Origin of the sequence: Psychrosphaera sp. B3R10 (assembly GCF_018861025.1) — a bacterium.
GTDB lineage: Bacteria > Pseudomonadota > Gammaproteobacteria > Enterobacterales > Alteromonadaceae > Psychrosphaera > Psychrosphaera algicola.
This window is the reverse complement of sequence record NZ_JAHKQH010000001.1, coordinates 82,350-101,765: the sequence shown is the minus strand read 5'-3', so window position 1 is coordinate 101,765 and position 19,416 is coordinate 82,350. Positions and strand designations below refer to the sequence as shown.

The following is a 19,416-nucleotide window of genomic DNA, read 5'->3' as shown; positions in this document are numbered from 1 at the left end:
CAAAGACCATGTTGAGCCGACTAATACACATCGAACACGACAGTGAAGAAAGCCTGCAAAGTCAGATCCGCCGCAAATTAGTGGAAGGCATTCTTATTGGTGCGTTTTCAGCGGGCAGCAAACTCCCGTCGACTCGTGTATTAGCAAAGCAGTTAGAAGTCTCACGTAATACCGTTGTTTTGGTATATCAAACCTTACTTGATGAAGGATATATTGTCAGCCGCGAGCGCAGTGGTATTTACGTTAGTGAAGCGTTGCAACAAGGTCGTGTGGGAAAATCCCTGGCGACGAATAACAAACTTGCCCCAAGTAATTATAGTCATAAGTTCAAAGGGGCGGTCGCGACAACAAATGCCACATCTAGCCCTGCTAATTGGCGCAGTTATATCTACCCATTTATTGACGGAAAATTTGACTCGTCATTATATCCGGTTCGTGAATGGCGCGAAGCAACTAACAAAGCAAATGCCACCAAAGAGATCTTTCAATGGTCTGAATTGCAGGGGGAAGACGATCCTATGTTACTCGATGAGATCAGAACCAAAATCCTTCCTCGGCGGGGTATTCAAGCGTCTAAAGATGAAATTCTAATTACAGTAGGCTCCCAACAAGCTTTATACTTAGTGGCCGAGTTGTTTGTTGATAAGTCAGTGACTGTTGCGGTTGAAGAACCGGGTTATCCTGAAATGCGTGAATTGTTGCTGCAACGCGGTGCGTCACTTAGATACCAAGACGTTGATAACAACGGCATGGTGGTAAACGACACGCTTAATGAGTGTAATGCGGTTTATGTCACGCCAAGTCATCAGACGCCAACAAGTGTCACTATGTCGATGGAACGGCGTGATCAGCTGCTTAAAAAAGCGCAGGAACAAGACCTAATCATTATCGAAGACGACTTTGAATTTGAAAGTAACTTTTTAGGCCAACCCCACCCAGCATTACGAAGTTTAGATACTGAAAATCGAGTGGTGTATATTTCTTGTTTATCCAAAGTTTTGGCTTCTGGCATACAAATGGGGTTTGTAGTCGCAGAGGCGTCAGTAATATTGGAACTCAAAAAGCTCCGTAAACTAATGTTACGCAATCCCCCTTTAAATAATCAGCGTGCTGTGGCGTACTTCTTGTCTTTAGGTTATTACGATGCGTACATGATGCAACTCCACAAGTTATTTTTTGAACGCTGGTTAAGCCTGCGTGAAGCACTTAACATCTATTTACCTAATTGCGTTGATACTGGACCCATTCAAGGTGGGACAGCGTATTGGATCACCGGACCAAAAGAGTTAGACGGCGAACATTTGCGTGAGCAAGCAGCGGCTAAAGGCATTTTAATAGAACCAGTTAAACGTTATTTTGCCAAATCAGATTACCCTGAAAATTGTTTTAGAATGGGCATAACCAGCATTCCAAACGAGCGAATTCAAATAGGGGTTAAAAAACTCGCTGATTTAATTCACCAACTAACCGAAGAATTCGAAGAGAAGTTAACTAACGCTAAAGGTCGACTGTTAACCGGCGAAAAACTCAAACAAGCCTTAACCAATGTTCGACTCGAATGTCAGATGGTTTACGGTGTGCCTTGCACCATAGATTTGTTGGCCGACGGCACGATGCTGGGCCATACCGGCGGCAAAGATGATGAATATGATAGCGGTCACTGGTGGATTGAAGGCGGTAAATACTATCGTAAATGGGACTTATGGGGTTACGGTGAAGAGAAATGTTTTTATGTAGTTCAAGACGGAGAACAGATGAAATGGTTTGATCAAAATTATTGTTTTGTTCGAGAGCTCGACATTATAGGAGAGATCACCTAGTTGTTGCAGTTGTCCTTCAATTATCAGTTTGGTTAAACTGGCCCTATAACTAACTTCAAACTGGTACTAACCTATCTTGCAATTCAGCACGTACATTAAATACACAAACAACTACGTTATTACGTCAATTTAACCGTGAGTGTATTTATGAGTCATTTTTCAATTGCAGGACTGCAATTAAAATTAGAAAGCGGCGACAATTTAGATGTTATTTCAAAACACATAGTCAAAACCAAAAAGCGGTTTCCCTGGGTTGACATGATTGTTTTAACTGAGCTTTGTACCTACGGGCCAGAAAAAAAATACGCATCGAGTTTCCCCAGTCAGGCCGAACATCATTATCAAAAATTGTGCATAGACAATAACGTATGGTTAATCACAGGTTCTCAGTATGAGCAGGACGGTGATGACATTTACAATACCTCAACGGTGATCAATAACCTCGGTGAAATAGTCACACGTTATCGTAAGATATTTCCATTTTTACCTTATGAATCAGGTGTAAAGGAAGGGTCAGACATAGTGACTTTTGACGTGCCAGGGGGGCGTATCGGCATTGCAATTTGTTACGATCTTTGGTTTCCAGAAGTGGCTAGAGCTATGGTTTGTGACGGTGCAGACGTACTTATTTTTCCAACTCTAACCGGCACTATTGATAGACCATTAGAATTAATCATGTCGCAGTCAACCGCAGTGATGAACCAATGTTATGTGTTTGGTATTAATGCGTCGGAACCCTACGGCACAGGGCAGTCCATCGTCGTAGAGCCAGATGGCAATGTTATCTATCAAGCCAATATCGGCGAAGAAATTATTCCAATTGAAATTGATTTTGAGCGAGTCAAACGGGTTCGAACTCGGGGCGGGTTAGGGTTAGGCCAACCACTCAAAAGCTTACGGGATAACCCTATAAATTTCAGTAAATTAACAAAAAAAGATACAGATTACCTAGATTCACTTGGGCCATTGACTGTGCCATTGCAAGACAACGCAGATAATTCGTGATTTTGACAACTGGACTTATAGATGAGCGAAAACTGGTACTACCGTTAGCAACGCTTGCTAGTCTAATCTCGAATGCAGGTTAAAAATAAAACAACAACAAATTTGGAACCATAACATGAAAAATGCAACGTTTAAAAAGTCTGTTATAACCAGCGCCGTTAGCGCAGCTTTAGTAATGTCGTTTTCGTCTTTGGCTGCAGAGCAACAAGCAGACACTCAAGTCGAAAAAGGCGATATCGAACGCATCAAAGTGACGGCAACCCATCGTAAAGTGTCCCAAGAAGAATTGCCTTTTAATATCTCGTCGGTATTAGGCAGCGATATTGAAGACCAGAACATATCAGATAGCGCAGAATTGCTGAGAAACGTTGCGGGCATAACGATTGTTGATAAAGGTCACCGAAATGGTGGTACAACAAACAGCATGATTATTCGTGGTATTAATGTCGAAAGTGGTATTTCAGGGGCCGATGTGGGTCAATCGACGGTGCCTACCGTTTCAAGTTATGTTGATGCGACACCAATATTTGCCAATTTTTTATTAAAAGATATTGAACGTGTTGAAGTACTTCGCGGGCCGCAGGGGACACTTTACGGCTCAGGCGCTTTAGGTGGCACGGTACGTTATGTTATGAATAAGCCAGATCCTGAAATAACAGAAGGCAGCTTAAAACTCGACTTAAGCAAAACAGACGGCTCTGACGGTAATAACATGACCTTGGATGCCATGTTTAATATGCCTATCAATGACAAGTCCGCTGTACGATTTGTGGTTGGAAAGTTAAATAACGACGGCATTATCGACATGCCAAACCTTTATCAACTCGATGACGAAGGCGTACCGTTAGTTAAAGCAGATAATGGTTCTTGTGTTTCAGCGAGCAGTAGCGCTTTAACTACTAGTGAACTTGTTAATAATGGCTCGTGTTACCACAGCCAAAAAGACGTAGACAGTGTCGATATTACTTACTTTAAAGCCGCTTACGGAATTGCGATTACGGATGATGTGCAACTGACATTAACTCACCATTTTCAAACTGATGAAGTTGGTGGTCGCCGAGCTGTTACACGCGGTGCCGACTATAACGGCAATGTTTATGATGATTACGAACACGGGGCGACATTATTAGAACCGTCTGAACGAGATGTAAATCTAACAAGTATGGAAATTGAAGCAGACTTTGGTTTTGCCACATTAACGTCTAATACATCCTCATATGATCATCAAGGTTCAGGCTGGCGCGACAATACCAGTTTATGGGTTTCTGGCGGACGAGATTGGTACAATGCGTGGTATACCGGCAATCCTAGACCGGCATCTCATGTTGAAGCAGGATTTGAAGATAAAGCATTAGTACAAGAATTTCGATTGGTATCCAATGAAGATCCAAACAGTAAAATAGACTGGATAGCCGGTGTGTATTACATGGACCAAGAGCGTGTTACCACAAACTTAAGTCATTTACGGGGTATCGAATATTATGGCGCTGCGGATGTGAATGCCAGTGGCGCTCCGCGCTGGTGGGTAGGTGCGCCAACGGATAAAGATTTAACGTATATTCGCCACGAAACATTTGAAGATCTAGCGATTTATGGCGAACTGACCTACAAATTTAGTGATGACTTTAGGGCTACGGTAGGGGCACGTTGGTTTGATAATACACTGAAAAACAACACCGCAATTGACGCCTATTATGGTCAAGCGCGAGAAATTGAATCTGTGCCATTCCCGACACAGGAAGAAAGTGATGTATTAGTTAAACTCAATTTATCGTATGACATTAATGATAATAATATGGTCTACGCCACTTATTCTGAAGGGTTCCGTCGCGGTGGGTCGAACGCAATACCAACTGATGGACCTTTTGCTGAACTCAATCCAGAGTCGGTCGAAACCTATGGTAAAGATACAGTGAAAAACTATGAACTGGGCGTTAAAGGTTTTGCCCGCGGGTTCACCTATTCAGCCGACGTTTATATGGTTAAATGGGATGATCCACAACTGAATACTGGCACCGCATGGTGGGCATTTTTCATGGCTCAAAATGGTATTGCGGCGGAGACATCGGGTCTGGAACTTGAGTCAAGTGTGGCACTTACAGACGATATTACCATGCGCGTGGGTTATGCTTTTACCAAGGCTGAATTAACTGATGATTTGATCCAACCACAGAGTCTGTCGGTTACCGCAGAAGCCGGCCAGCAGCTGCCTGGCGTAGCCGAACATGTGTTGTCGTTCAATATTAGTCATACCACCGAGATTACCAATGACATTGAAATGACGAGTCGCTTGTCGGGCTATTACCAGTCAGAGTCGACAAACTCCGTCGTTCCAACCAGTGCGATTTATGCTGAGTTTGACGGGTTTTCAATTTGGAACGCTTCGGTTAACTTTATCAAAGACGACTGGGGGCTCTCGTTTTACATCAAAAACCTTGGTAATGAAGAAGGCGTAACGGGCAGTTACCCAGACAGTTATTTAAGTACCGATACAGGAGTTTTTGAAAACTTCTACGGTAATAACCAAAAGGATTTTATCGCTCGCCCGCAAACGATTGGAGCGTCAGTTTCTTATCAGTTCTAATCGTCTGATTAAACATAGAGCCATACATAGGTATGGCTTTATGCTTTAATAAAACCAAATAAAATAATACGAATAAAATGGTTACATTTAGCTTGATTGGAAATTATGGTTGAACAAAACACACATAACGAGCTTGAAGGTTTGGCGGGAAATTCCGTCGACAGCTTACTTGATTTAGGTTGGCAATATTTGCGAAAGCAAAAACCGTTAGAGGCAACTCAAATTGCAAAAATGTTGTCACAACAATTCCCCGATCATGCCGAAGCGTGTTTTTTTAATGGCCAGGTCTTAGCGCAGCAAAAGCAATTTTCAGCAGCAATCGCGTGTTTAGTCAACGCTTGTGAATTAGCCCCACACATACATCAATGGCAATTTTCTGTATTAAATCTGTTATTAATGACATCGCAAAAAAATCGGGCATTAACGGTTTTAGACACGCTATCCGGTAACTCAAATTTGTCTGCGAAAGAGTGTAATCAACTCGGCTTATTTTATTCGCAATTGAATAAACCTGAATTGGCGGTGGCTCAATATAAGCGAGCGATTCAATTAGACCCGTCAAATAACGAACATCATTATAGCTTGGCGACCGTTTTACGTCATTGTGGTGAGCTTATTCAGGCGCAAGCTTCACTGCTAACGGCGATACAACTTAACGGTAATGACATTGATGCCCATTGTTTACTTGTCGATTTAGCTAAACAAACAAACGAGATGAATCATATATCGGCTTTGCAGTTGTTATTAACTACGAGTTTGTCGCCGAGACATGAAGTTCAGGTTAATTTTGCATTGGCCAAAAGCTATGAAGACTTAGCGCAATACTCAACCGCTTTTAAACATTTAGCAAAAGGCGCAAAGATTAGACGTCAACATCTTGAATACCATGTTCAGCAAGACCTCGATGTCATCACTCATATAAAAACAACATTTAACACCCCGTGGTGGTTGGCCGGACAAATTAAAGATAAAGACTTGCGGTCAGAACCGCACAGAGAGTTTAAACAAAACGCTTCAACGGTTGGGGAAAAGCAGATCATCCCTATTTTTATTTTGGGCATGCCCAGAACAGGGTCAACTTTACTGGAACGAGTTCTATCTGCCGCGCCAAATGTGTACGCCGCCGGAGAATTGAGTGACTTTACGAGACTCTTAACCGAGCAAACAACAAAACAGTTTGCTGGTGATATAAAGTCAAAACGGGACTTTATTCGCTGCAGTAGTAAAATTGATTTTGAAGTTTTAGGCAGTCGTTATCTCGACGCACTAAAACAGCATATTCCCGATGACAAAAACACGCCAATAGTAGAGTATGTAATCGACAAGTTGCCATTTAATTTTCTTTATGTTGGTTTAATTAAAAAAGCACTTCCGAATGCCAGAATCATTCATATGATTCGTGATCCAATGGACACCTGTTATGCAGTTTATAAAACGCTATTCCAGCAAGCGTATCCGTTTTCCTACGACCAACAAGAACTCGCCGACTACTTTGTCGCCTATCAAGACCTCATGGCTCATTGGCAAACATTGCCTGGATTATCGATGCTGAATATTGCCTATGAAGATTTGGTGCAAACACCCCAATCAATAGGGAAAGCCGTGTTTGATTTCTGCCAAATCGACTGGCAAGCCCAATATATAGAAGTGCAAAATAATCATTCTGCGGTTAATACTGCAAGTTCGAGTCAGGTACGTCAGGCTATCCACAAAAGCTCAGTTGCCAAATGGCGTCATTATGAAACTGAATTAGCCGCGTTAAAGGCAAGGTTGATTAGTGCAGGTATCACGTGCGATTAGTTAAATGGTTTACGCTATTTCTGCTAACCCTAGTGTCGGTGACGTTATCGGCAATGAGCTCTGTACCTACCCCTGAGCAGTTAATTCGCACCAGCGATTTGGACATACACAAACCTATTAATTTTGACCTTTGGCCTAAGGCCATCAAGCAAAGTTTTAACCCTACACTAACGGGCCAAGTTAAATTAGCCAGTGACAAAAATCGAAGTCATCTTGTATTGACCGAACAAAGCGACAGCTACGAATTTGAACTTAAAACCCGCGCCAATGACTTTACAAACCAGCGTGTTTTGTTGCCTGAAATCGAGTTTGATTTTGTTACCTTAAACCACAAAATCATCCCAATTGCACAATCGTTGCAATTCACCACTCATCCTCATTGGGATTATATTTTAGGCGTTGGTGATGTTTGGCGAACAGATGATCAAGGCAATCTATTCCAAGTGGTTATGCCATTTAATTTGGTAGAGAAGAATCAAAATTGTGTTCACAACGGGATATTAACTTTTGTTATAAACCCGAAGCAATCGGGCACTACCGCCTCGCAGTTTTATTATCAAATTAGCAGTGAGACTTGCCTGTATTATAAAGTCGATATGTGGGGTGTTGGTGCAGTTAAACAAAAGATTAATCAAAAGATTAAACAAAAAGCTAAACAAGCTGTTACACAAAATAAACAGCAGGAATTAGTGGAAAGTCAGTTGACTACAGTGCTCACAAGCGTCCAGCAAAAAGCAGTCGTTCGATACGTTAATCAACAACAAAATAAATTGCCAATTGAGGCAATAAGCCAATTACCGATTGCTGAAAAAAACTTGTCGCAGTTAGATATGGCAAAACTGAGCTTAACAAAATTGATCAAACCCACTGACATGACGATGTACGGCTTGGCATTTAATGGCCAATATTATGTTTCGCAGTGCCAAACCCGAGCCGGGCCATATCCATTTTGTGAAGAGCTCGTTATGCCATCTTATTCGACCGCCAAAACCATTTTTGGTGGTCTAAGTATGTATTTGTTGCAGCGAGAATACCCGCAGCTTTATCATCAAAAAGTCAGCGAATGGGTGCCGCAATGTGATTTACCTCAATGGCAAGATGTCACATTTTTAGATTTACTCAATATGACGACTGGTAATTACGACTCCGGTTACCCAACGGCAGATGAGGCGGCAGATCATAGCCAGCAGTTTTTCGCGGCAAGCAGCCATGATTCAAAAATAAAATACGCTTGTCAGCAGTTTACACGCAAGTCTCAACCCGGTACTAAATTTGTTTACCACACCTCAGATACTTATTTGTTGGGGACGGCCTTAAATCAATTTGTTAGGGGAATGAAGGGGCCTCAAACGGACCTGTTTAAATACGTATTTGGTCATGATCTGTGGCCCAAACTAAGATTAAGCCCTGTTGCCTATGAAACACGGCGGACAAGTGACAAAGAACAGCAACCTTTTGTCGGTTTCGGGTTGTTTTTTACCCGCGATGACGTATTTAAAGTAACTCGATATTTGGCTAATGTTGCTGCAGAATTATTTAATCCAGCATCAACTGACCAGGGGAGTTTAACCAATTTTGCTAGTACCCGTTATGACCAGAGCTTTTGGAAGCAAAACATAGCAACTCATACTGATTGTGCAGAACCACATTGGTTACCTTACTTGTCTGGATATGGCGGTATTTCCGTTGTTTTAGTCAGTCCCACGATCCAATATTTTTATTTTAGCGACAGTGGTATTTACGACTGGAGTCTCGCTATTACTGAGTTACACACTCGCCAAGCAATTTGCTCTAAAAGGACAAAACATGATTGATCAAACTCAAGCCGTCGAAACCGGCAAGCAAGATCCTGAGCTACAAACGAGCCTTCGAACATTTAAAGTCGAGCCTAATGGAATTTGGGCCAGAGTGTTTTTAGCGTTTTTAACAACCGCCGGTATTTTTTATATCAATATCATGCCAGCTGTTGTTTCTGGCTTAAAAGAAGGGTTAGGATTTACCACACAACAAGCTGGTTTTGTTAGTTCTGCCAATTTGTACGGGGCGTCTTTAGGTGCGTTAGCCGCGGTATTCATCATTAAAAAAATTAACTGGAGAACGTGGGCTTATATTTTATTAGCGGCAATATTAGTTATCGATTTAATTAGCGTACATATTGCTGACCCTACAATAATGGTACTTATCCGTGCACTCCATGGGCTCACTGGCGGATTATTGGTTGGTATTGGTTTTGGCATTATTTCAAGAACAACCGAACCGGACAAAACCTTTGGTTATTTGCTGTTTATTCAATGGGGGCTCGGCGGATTAGGTTTAATGTTTATTCCAAATTTAGTACCACTATTTGGGGTTGGCGCACTGTTTTATTCGTTGGTAGCGTTTACATTTGTCTCGCTTTGTATGTTGCCATTTTTAACCGATTATCCGGTGACAAATGAAGATAAGAAACGACAAGCAGAGCAGGTCATCAAACGAGTCCCATTGTTTTTAACGCTTTTTGGTATTTTCCTCTTTCAAGGTGCAAATATGGGGTTGTTTGCATATATGATCGGAATTGGTAAAGTTGAAGGCTTAACGCTCGATTTCATGAGCCCAGCCCTTGGTATGGCTAGCTGGATTGCGCTTGTTGGTGCATTAGCTGTGATGGTAATTGGCACTAAATTGGGCCGAGCATACCCACTGTTATTTGGCATTATTATCACCGCCGTGTGCAGCTGGATGTTGCATTACAGCGAAATTCCACAGATGTATTCTGTGATGAATTTCATCATAGGGATCACCTGGGCATTTGTTTTACCTTACTTATTTGGTATGTGTGCCGAATTTGATAAAGCGGGGCAGTATGCTGCGATGGGCGGATTTGCGTCAAAAATGGGGCTAGCTAGTGGCCCAATGGTGGTGGCGTTAGTGATTGTTGATGAGAATTATGCCGGAGTCATAAATCTAGCAGCCGTTGGCCTTATAGCCTGTGCTATCGTTGTGTTTAAACCAGCAAGATTGTTAGATAAAAAAACATAATCCTTGCCGTAAATGAATTATCTAATGACATAGACAAAAAAAACCGCTAAGCCAAGGCTAGCGGTTTTTTGTTAGAGCAAAAGGCCCGACAGACTTACATCATTCCGCCCATTCCACCCATACCGCCCATGCCGCCCATATCAGGCATTGCAGGTGCAGATGAGTCTTGAGGTGCGTCAGTTACCATAGCTTCTGTTGTGATCATAAGACCCGCAACTGATGCAGCAAACTGTAGCGCAAGACGTGTTACTTTAGTTGGGTCAAGGATACCTTCTGCAACTAGGTCACTGTATGTGCTGTTAGCCGCATTGTAACCGAAGTTTCCTTCGCCTTCTTTAACCTTGTTAACAACAACAGAGGCTTCGTCACCTGAGTTGTACGCGATTTGACGAAGCGGTGCTTCCATCGCACGAAGGGCAATCTTGATACCGTGAGTTTGGTCTTCGTTGTCGCCTACTAGGTCAACAAGTTTAGCCGCTACACGAACTAATGCAGTACCACCACCGGCAACAATACCTTCTTGAACCGCAGCGCGAGTCGCGTGTAATGCGTCGTCAACACGGTCTTTTTTCTCTTTCATTTCTACTTCAGTTGCTGCGCCAACTTTAATTACCGCAACACCACCAGAAAGTTTAGCTAAACGTTCTTGAAGTTTTTCTTTATCGTAGTCAGAAGTTGATTCTTCAACTTGAGCTTTGATTTGAGCAACACGACCGTCGATATTAGCTTGCTCGCCAGCACCGTCGATTACCGTTGTGTCATCTTTAGTGATAACAACACGTTTTGCTGTACCTAAATCTTCAAGTTGAACTTTTTCAAGATCCATACCGATTTCTTCAGAGATAACAGTACCGCCAGTTAAGATTGCAATGTCTTGTAACATCGCTTTGCGACGGTCACCAAAGCCAGGAGCCTTAACCGCTGCAACTTTAACAATTCCGCGCATGTTGTTAACAACAAGTGTTGCTAATGCTTCGCCTTCAACGTCTTCAGCAATAATAAGTAGTGGCTTGCCACCTTTTGCTACTGCTTCTAACGTTGGAAGTAATTCACGGATGTTTGAGATCTTTTTATCAACTAACAAAATGAACGGAGATTCTAATTCTACCGTGCCACTTTCTTGGTTTGTCATGAAGTAAGGAGATAAGTAACCGCGGTCAAACTGCATACCTTCAACAACGTCAAGTTCAGTTTCTAATGATTGACCTTCTTCAACAGTGATTACGCCTTCTTTACCCACTTTTTCCATTGCGTCAGCGATGATGTTACCAATTTCAGCATCTGAGTTTGCAGAGATAGTGCCTACTTGTGCAATTGCTTTGCTATCTGCACATGGAACCGATAATGCTTTAAGTTCTTCGATTGCCGCTTTAACCGCTTTGTCGATACCGCGCTTAACATCCATAGGGTTCATATCGGCTGCAACAGCTTTAATGCCTTCAGTGATAATTGCTTGCGCAAGAACCGTTGCTGTAGTTGTTCCGTCACCGGCTTCATCATTGGCTTTAGAAGCAACTTCTTTAACCATCTGTGCGCCCATGTTTTCAAACTTGTCTTCAAGTTCGATTTCTTTTGCAACAGAAACACCATCTTTAGTGATCGCTGGGCCACCAAATGCTTTGTCTAAAACAACGTTACGGCCTTTAGGACCTAAAGTTACTTTTACTGCGTCTGCAAGAACGTTTACGCCCGCTAACATTTTTGTACGTGCGCTATTTCCGAATTTTACGTCTTTTGCTGCCATGTCTAATTACCTACTAAATTTGTTCTAAGATTATTCTACAATTGCCAAGATGTCTGATTCAGACATAATCAAAATTTCTTCACCGTCTAACTTTTCAGTTTTGATGCCGTAGCCATCATTGAAGATAACAGTGTCGCCAACTTTAACGTCTAAAGCGCGAACATCACCATTTTCCAAAATGCGACCATTGCCAACTGCAATGACTTTACCGCGAGTTGATTTTTCCGCAGCAGAACCAGTCAAAACGATACCGCCAGCTGACTTAGTTTCTTGTTCATCACGTTTAACGATTAAACGGTCATGTAAAGGACGAATGCTCATTGGTTTTTTCTCCAAACATTTGTTGTATTAGGCCGACTGATGTCGACAAAAATTTTAAGACTTTGAGTTGGCAAAATATATAAGGGTGTTATCTCAGAACCCAAGGGCTAGAAGCGAAAAAAATAGAAATAATTCGGAATGATAGTCGCACTTTTTATTCTATTTAATTATCGATTTATAGAATGTGGTTTAAGTTTTCTTTAAATATGTAGGCAGAACTTTTATTTCTTGTTTCAGAGTTGTCAGTAATATAGCTGACATGCAATGGCCTGTGTTTTTGAAATAACTCCGAATAACCTAAGCATTATTCGGTTTTACAAATTAATCGTTAGCGTTTAATTCTGATTTAAATGCTAGCGCGATTTCTTTTGCAGCATCAAAGTCGTAAATGTTAATCGCTTCAGCAATACGTTGTTGTTGCCAATGGTATAGGCTACCTGTTAGCACAGGATCGAGCTTATCTATTACCTTAGACGCGTCGGTGTCATAGTCATCTATGAATTCCAGTAAACGGTCAAGTTGTTCAGTAATCCAGTTAACATCGATGGGTTGTTCAGTTTTTGGCGACGCAAGCTCATGTTGTAATTCTAATTTTTCGATTAAAAATTGTTTTAACTCTTCTAAAAGCATTCCTAAGTCATGGTCGACTTGTTGAAACGCGTCGCTTAATTTTTCGATAGGGGCATTATCTAAACTTTCGGTCTCTAATCGGGCCGCCGAATTTTGCAAAGTGGTAGCGCCAATATTACTCGCTGATCCTTTTAGGGTATGAGCCCACATCGGAATGCCATTTGGATGATTAGTAACACTTTCCTGCAGGTTCGTTGCAAATGGCTCATATGAATTCACAAAGCGAGTTAATAGTTTTACGTATAACTGTGGATTATTTTGCGTAATGGCTAATCCTTTTTGCGTATTTAAATTTGCCATCTTTGGTATTTCAAAAACAGATGTTGGAGTTTTGAACAATTGCTTTGCTGTTTGATTAACCGCGGGCGTTATCCATTTAGCCATTGTGCTAAACATGTTGTCGACATCGATTGGTTTAGCAAGATAGTCATTCATTCCAATATTGATCACTTTATCGCGATCGCCAGCCATGGTATCTGCTGTCATCGCGATAATAGGAATGTTTCGATACTTTTCAATTTTTCTTATTTTTTGGGTCGCGGTATAACCGTCCATCACGGGCATTTGACAGTCCATCAGAATGCCGTCAAACGGAATACTGTCGAGTTTATCCAACGCCACTTGACCATTTTCTGCTAATACCACGTTAATCCCATTGGTTTTTAATAACTCTTTAGCAAGTTCTTGATTTATTTCGTTATCTTCAACAACTAGTATATTAGCGCCTTTTAATTTTGTGATTGCACTGTGAGCATTTAACTTGCCGATTTGTGATTGTCGGTCAGACATGACTTTTTTGCCCATTGCGACAAAGATGGAATCTAACATGCTAGAGGCTGTGACCGGTTTTGTTAGATAAGCGCTTATATCGAGTTTTCTTCCTGTATAAGTCGCTTCATCAATACCATGTGCGGTAACCATAATAAATGTTGGTGAGTACTTTATTTTTCCTGAGTTTTGGATGATATCAATGGTCTCGAAACCGTCCATATCTGGCATTTTCCAGTCCATAATAACCAGTTCATAGGGGTCGGTAGAGTCTGTCTTTATTAAATGTTCAATTGCCTCTGGGCCGCTATTGGCAATATTGACTCTAAAGCCTAAGTTACCAAGCATTTTTTTGAAGACTTCCTGCGATGTGCGGTTGTCATCTACGACGAGTATCTTAAGTGGACCGAGCTGAGCTTCGCTTAATTTACCGTTTTCCTTGGCATTCATTTGTACGCCCAAAACGGCTGTAAAATGGAACATGCTGCCTTTTTCAATTTCACTAACAGCCCAAATTTCACCATCCATCATTTCTGTGAGCTTTTTAGAAATAGTTAATCCAAGGCCTGAACCGCCATATTGTCGCGTTGTAGAGCTATCAGCCTGATTAAATGATTTAAACAGATTTGCTTGCTGTTCTAAACTCATGCCAATTCCAGAATCTTCTACGCAAAAATGCAGCTTAACTTCACGTTCGGTAACAGCATCCACATTAATACGGATGACAATTTCACCGCCTTCAGGAGTAAATTTTACGGCATTATTACCGAGGTTAACTAAAATTTGGCATAAACGAAGTGGGTCTCCTATAAGCGCATTGGGTACTGCAGGTTCAACATCAAAATGGAATTCAAGGGATTTTTCTTCCGCTTTCAGTCCAACTAAATTGGCGAGGTTTTCCATTACGTCTTCGAGTCTGAATTCAATCCATTCAATATCAAGTTTGTGTGCTTCAATTTTAGAAAAATCTAAAATGTCGTTTATTATTCCAAGCAGTGACTCGGCGCTTCGGTGAGCTTTAGCAATATAGTTGCGTTGTTTTCTGGTTAAGTCGGTTTGCAATGCTAAATGACTCATCCCAATAATGGCATTCATTGGAGTTCTAATTTCGTGGGACATATTTGCTAAGAAATTAGATTTGGCCTGTGTTGCTTCTTCAGCAATTTCTTTGGCTCGAATAATGTCATGTTGCGCTGATTTACTCGAGGTAATATCTTCGAAAGCAACCGCTACTCCATCACAAGCATTGTTGCCAAGTGGCGCAGCGCTTGTACTTATCCATACCAGATCCCCCTGCGGGCGATGCACTCCCATCTCAACATTTTTTACAATTTTGCCTGTTGCTAGTGCTTTTGATGCTGGATAATCTTCAACATGCATTATTTGGTTGTTTGAATCGACGATCTTCCATGATTTTGAAGCCAACTCAGTTGCTTTATTTTCGTCAGCAGTAATCCCTAAAATATCTTCGGAGATCGCATTCGCTTCAACTATTTCGCCAGATGGCGAAATCATGACGACACCGACAGGAAGCGCAGTAAATAATGCTTTGAGCTGTTCCTGTTGTTTTGTTAATTCGTACTGTAATGATTTACTTGTATTAATATCTAGTTGTATCCCCAATACACGAGTGGCGATGCCTTTTTCGTTGCGTTCAAAAGCCTTACCTATGGCCAACATCCATTTCCATTCGCCTGATTTTGTTTTTATTCTATACTCAGACTCAAATTTATCTGTGCGACCTGCAATGTGGCTTTTCAGCTGACTGAACGTTTCTTCAATGTCCTCAGGGTGAATGAGTTCTGCCCAGCGCTCATACTGGTCGCTGTAAAGTTTGACTAAGTCTTGTTTTTTGTAGCCCAGCATTTCAGACCAAATATCGCTGGTAAAAAAGGTTTCGTTGCTAGCGTCCCAATCCCACAAACCCGCATTGGCACCTTCAAGCGCAAGTTGCAGTTGAACCTCACTACTGTTGAGGGCTTTTTGAGCGTTTTTAAGTGTGGTGATATCGACTGATACACCACCTAATCCGATGACATTGCCAGTTGCGTCTTTGAGGGGAAACTTGTAACTCATATAACGATTGAATTGTCCGTCAGGTTGTTCAACCGATTCTTCAAAGGCAATAGAGTGACCTTTTGACAGCACGTCTTGATCATTGTCCATTACGTCTTTGGCAATAACTTTGTTGGGCCAAATAGATTGGTCATTATTGCCAATCGCGGACTCTTGAGAAACACCTACTAAGAGGGACCATCTTTTATTAACAAGTTGATAATTACCATCAATATCTTTGAAATAGGCAACCGCAGGTAAGTTGTCCAAAAACTCTTTTATCAAATGTTGACTGTTTTCCAACTCAATTTCAGCCATTTTTGCTGCGGTAATATCTGCAAAGTTACCGGCAACACCAATAATGTTTTCACCTTCTAAGACAGGTTCGCCAGTGGTTCGGATCCAAATAATATTGCCTTTGAATGTTTTAAATTTACTTGTAATGTCGTAGGGCGTTCCAGATTCAAGACAGGCATAAAAAGAGTTGAGTAATAATTCTCGGTTTTCCATATAGCAGTCTGTACTATCGGAGATCCAGGTTTCTTCGTTTCCAGGTTCAACTTCGTGGATTTTATAAACTTCGTCAGACCAAAAAAATGAATTTGTCAGTTTCGAGAATTCCCAGCCACCAATTTTAGCTAAGCTCTGACTGCGATTTAATACGTTTTGACTTTTCTGCAGTTCGAGTTGTGCTCTTTTTTGTTGCTCTATATCTCTTACAATACAAATAATGGCAGGTAAGCCGTCATGTTCAACTGGAATTAACGTTGTTTCTGAAGTCCAATTATGTGGTACACGGGCATTTTTCGCGTGTAACCATTCAAACGTTTGCTGAGTTTGCGTTGCGAAAACACGTTCAATTTTCTTCGCCGCCAAATCGGCAGAGGGAGTGCCGTCTAATTGAAATTCAGGTGACAGTTCGGGTGACGTAGCCGTCAAGCCAATGAGGTCATATTCATCTTCAAAACCAAACAAATTTAATAAGGCCGGATTGGTTTTAACAAATCCACTTCGATTTAATAAGCCAACACCGTCGGTTAGATTGCTAAATATTGAATCTGTTTGTCGTTTTTCCCTTGATAATTCAGTCATGTCGATAACGACGCCAATTATCCCAGTGTCGTTGTTGTTTAAGTTAAATGATGTGCGTTGGTACAACAAGTCATGGTAGCGTCCATCGGCCAATTTAATGTTTAGCTCATTTTTACTCGAACCACCATTTTTAATAATAAATTTGTCTTCTTCTAAAAATCGCTGACTAAGTTCGTTTCTTAAAGAAGTAATTTCTGCCTTAACTAAGTCGTCTTCGTCCATATTTAGACCAAACGCTTTCTCAAATGCTTTGTTGGTCAGGCGTATATTTAGGTCTTTGTCTTTAACAACAATAGGGTTAGGGATAGCGTCTAAAATTGCTTCAGTTTGTCGGCGGTGATTAGCTTGTTCGGTAACGTCAACCGCGACACTAATTATACCGTCAATTTGACCATCAATTACGTACGTCGTCCTTTGATAAAAGATGTCGCTTACTTTGCCATTTGGCAATTCAATCTGGATCTCACTGTTGCTTGAGCCCCCGGTTTTAATTAGCTGACTGTCTTCCTCAAAAAAGGTTTTCTTTATTTCTTTAGGTAAAAAATTTGTGTCATATAAATTTTTGCCAACAATATCTGAAGTGGTTAATCCAAAATATTGAGTAAAGGCGCTGTTTACCGCTTTAATATTCAATTTTTTGTCTTTAACAACTACTGGGTTTGGAATGGCGTCTAACAGCGCGGTTTGGTATTTAAATAGTCGTTCACTTTCTGCAAATTTTCGCTGTGAGTTTGCTAAAACAAAGGTAAATAACAAAGTTAATATGCCGATAGAAACCGGTAAGGCCAAAATTTCTGTGGTTCTAACTGAGTATCTATTTTGGTCTGCGGCTATGATATCAATTTTCCAGTTTTTTCCAGCAATCACTGGTGTCGCGGTATAGTTGAGGCCTTTTTGAACGTCTAATTCTTCTAGTTTAATGGCATTTGGTGAATGTGATTGATGGGTATAAAGAATCTCGTTATGGTTGTCTGCATCTCCAAAGATTATATGGCTATCGCCTGACTCAGAGTACTTTTCTAATGTGGACTCAATCATAACTTTTACGTCGATTGCGGCTAACGCATAACCTTTCAATGCGGCTTTACGTTGTTCTGGTGTGATACGAGGTAACTCATTTGCGTAAACAGGTAGGGCGAGTAACAGACCACTAGCATTTGTTTTTATTAACGAAATACGATTAGACATGGTAACTGAATCGGTAATGAGTGCTTTCTCAAATGCATCTTTTACATGGGGGATTGATGTTGCGTCAAAGCCAATCGCTGGTAAGTTTTGGGTAAATGGTTCTGCATAATAAACAGGGAAAAATGGACCATGACCTACAACTGGCAATTTTTTATCGCCGTCCATAGAAAAAATCGTAAACGCTTCTAGGCCGTCAGCAAGCGCTTTTGATTGACTCATTTGACGGTTTTCTTTTGTGATCTTAGGCAACCATTCTAAGCCAGCAATGCCGGGGTATTTATCAATTGAACGTTGAACGATTTGTTTGAATTGCCCCCGAGTTATTTGTTCAGAGGCATGAAAGCCGGTTTGGATATTATACAAGGTCTCCACATATGGAAACATGGATAGTTCTAATGTTCGAATGAGCTTTTCTGATCTTGCATTAAAATCTTTTACAATGTCCTTTTGTTGCATTTGACTTGAGTACTGGAAAATTGAAAATGCCAATAGAGAGCCCAAATAAAGTGTGGCATATATTGTAATTCGGCTCGCTCGGGATGTTTGTAATCGAACTTTTGAATAAAGGACGTAAATAAGCATACTCGTTAAACTGACCCCAAAAACCAGAGTTGCTTCAGTGGCGTAGGTTGCAGAGAGCAATTTGCCGTCCGCAATTGAGACACCTGCAGTAACGTGCATGGCAAAACTCAACCCCAGAGTCACAGTGAAGCCTATGATAGCCACTGGTAGGACTAACCATCGGATGGGAAGTGTATTTGTCTTAGTTACATTAATAATGGCTTTGGAATATAAACCGATAGCAAGGACAGCCATACCGAGAGATGTATGAATCGCCATGGTAGCGTAGTTTCCAAAAACCAGACTTGAGTCGATATCAAATACATACCCGATTAACGACAAAAGGGCTACAGCCATTATCATTGGGGTAATTGCAAGTACTAGGTTTTCAAATTTACGGGTAGAAAGACATAAAATGGCAACGCCTGCTAAAGTAAAACAAATCGCTGTATTCACTGACATTGACATGTTCTGAAACGTATCTTTTCCGGGGGGATAATTTACAAACAAGTGGTCGATTTTGAACTGAAACTCAAAAAAGTATTGGGATAAAACAGTAGTGCCTAAAATTACAAGTATGGTACCCGCTATTCGGCCGAGCATTTGTTTTTGTAACACAACGCTGAAGAGTCCGGTGCCTGCTAATAGAAAACCAAAGGCAGTGTCATATTGCATTGCAGTAAAAAAAGGGGGGATTTGCACTAATATTGCATTCTGAGAGTGCCACCCGTAAATCACAATAAGCCCGATAACAAGCAGTACATATGCGCTACTTATACAAACATATCTCAGCAATTTGAGTAATTGCTTGTTGTCTGTATGCATAAAAA

9 protein-coding genes are annotated in these 19,416 nt (G+C 41.1%); 6 read left to right on the top strand and 3 right to left on the bottom strand.

Annotated features, from left to right (window positions below):
• Positions 1-8 precede the first annotated feature (8 nt).
• The 6 genes from KO525_RS00435 (at position 9) to KO525_RS00410 (ending at position 10,227) form a co-directional block, all read left to right on the top strand.
• A complete protein-coding gene (locus KO525_RS00435; protein ID WP_215961820.1) occupies positions 9-1,820 on the top strand; it encodes a PLP-dependent aminotransferase family protein in 1,812 nt (603 codons plus the stop codon).
• 147 nt (positions 1,821-1,967) lie between these two features.
• Positions 1,968-2,825: a carbon-nitrogen hydrolase family protein gene (locus tag KO525_RS00430; protein ID WP_215961819.1), complete on the top strand. Its 858-nt coding sequence runs from the start codon at positions 1,968-1,970 to the stop codon at positions 2,823-2,825.
• 115 nt (positions 2,826-2,940) lie between these two features.
• A complete protein-coding gene (locus tag KO525_RS00425) occupies positions 2,941-5,409 on the top strand; it encodes a TonB-dependent receptor (protein ID WP_215961818.1) in 2,469 nt (822 codons plus the stop codon).
• Between the two features lie 105 nt (positions 5,410-5,514).
• The gene (locus KO525_RS00420; RefSeq protein ID WP_215961817.1) at positions 5,515-7,209 is read left to right on the top strand and encodes a tetratricopeptide repeat-containing sulfotransferase family protein; all 1,695 of its coding nucleotides are present in this window, start codon (positions 5,515-5,517) and stop codon (positions 7,207-7,209) included.
• Positions 7,200-9,023, top strand: coding sequence for a serine hydrolase domain-containing protein (locus KO525_RS19905; RefSeq protein ID WP_215961816.1), 1,824 nt, complete (start codon positions 7,200-7,202; stop codon positions 9,021-9,023). Before KO525_RS00420 ends, KO525_RS19905 begins: the two co-directional genes overlap by 10 nt.
• A complete protein-coding gene (locus KO525_RS00410; protein WP_215961815.1) occupies positions 9,016-10,227 on the top strand; it encodes an MFS transporter in 1,212 nt (403 codons plus the stop codon). The genes KO525_RS19905 and KO525_RS00410 overlap by 8 nt, the downstream gene beginning before the upstream one ends.
• 94 nt (positions 10,228-10,321) lie before the next feature.
• On the opposite strand, the gene groL is transcribed toward KO525_RS00410, so the two are convergent.
• From groL to KO525_RS00395, 3 genes are all read right to left on the bottom strand, one after another.
• Positions 10,322-11,971, bottom strand: a complete 1,650-nt coding sequence (gene groL, locus KO525_RS00405; protein ID WP_215961814.1) for a chaperonin GroEL — start codon at positions 11,969-11,971, stop codon at positions 10,322-10,324.
• 30 nt (positions 11,972-12,001) lie between these two features.
• Complete coding sequence (locus tag KO525_RS00400; RefSeq protein ID WP_215961813.1) at positions 12,002-12,292, bottom strand: co-chaperone GroES; 291 nt, start codon at positions 12,290-12,292, stop codon at positions 12,002-12,004.
• A gap of 321 nt (positions 12,293-12,613) precedes the next feature.
• On the bottom strand, positions 12,614-19,411 hold the full coding sequence (locus KO525_RS00395) for a PAS domain S-box protein (protein ID WP_215961812.1): 6,798 nt from the start codon (positions 19,409-19,411) through the stop codon (positions 12,614-12,616).
• Between the last annotated feature and the right edge of the window lie 5 nt (positions 19,412-19,416).

What these genes read in the sequence shown, in the direction of transcription:
- KO525_RS00400 (WP_215961813.1), bottom strand. Translation starts at nt 12,292, where the DNA reads ATGAGCATTCGTCCTTTACATGACCGTTTAATCGTTAAACGTGATGAA.
- KO525_RS00425 (WP_215961818.1), top strand. Translation starts at nt 2,941, where the DNA reads ATGAAAAATGCAACGTTTAAAAAGTCTGTTATAACCAGCGCCGTTAGC.
- KO525_RS00430 (WP_215961819.1), top strand. Translation starts at nt 1,968, where the DNA reads ATGAGTCATTTTTCAATTGCAGGACTGCAATTAAAATTAGAAAGCGGC.
- KO525_RS00435 (WP_215961820.1), top strand. Translation starts at nt 9, where the DNA reads ATGTTGAGCCGACTAATACACATCGAACACGACAGTGAAGAAAGCCTG.
- groL (WP_215961814.1), bottom strand. Translation starts at nt 11,971, where the DNA reads ATGGCAGCAAAAGACGTAAAATTCGGAAATAGCGCACGTACAAAAATG.
- KO525_RS00410 (WP_215961815.1), top strand. Translation starts at nt 9,016, where the DNA reads ATGATTGATCAAACTCAAGCCGTCGAAACCGGCAAGCAAGATCCTGAG.
- KO525_RS00395 (WP_215961812.1), bottom strand. Translation starts at nt 19,411, where the DNA reads ATGCATACAGACAACAAGCAATTACTCAAATTGCTGAGATATGTTTGT.
- KO525_RS00420 (WP_215961817.1), top strand. Translation starts at nt 5,515, where the DNA reads ATGGTTGAACAAAACACACATAACGAGCTTGAAGGTTTGGCGGGAAAT.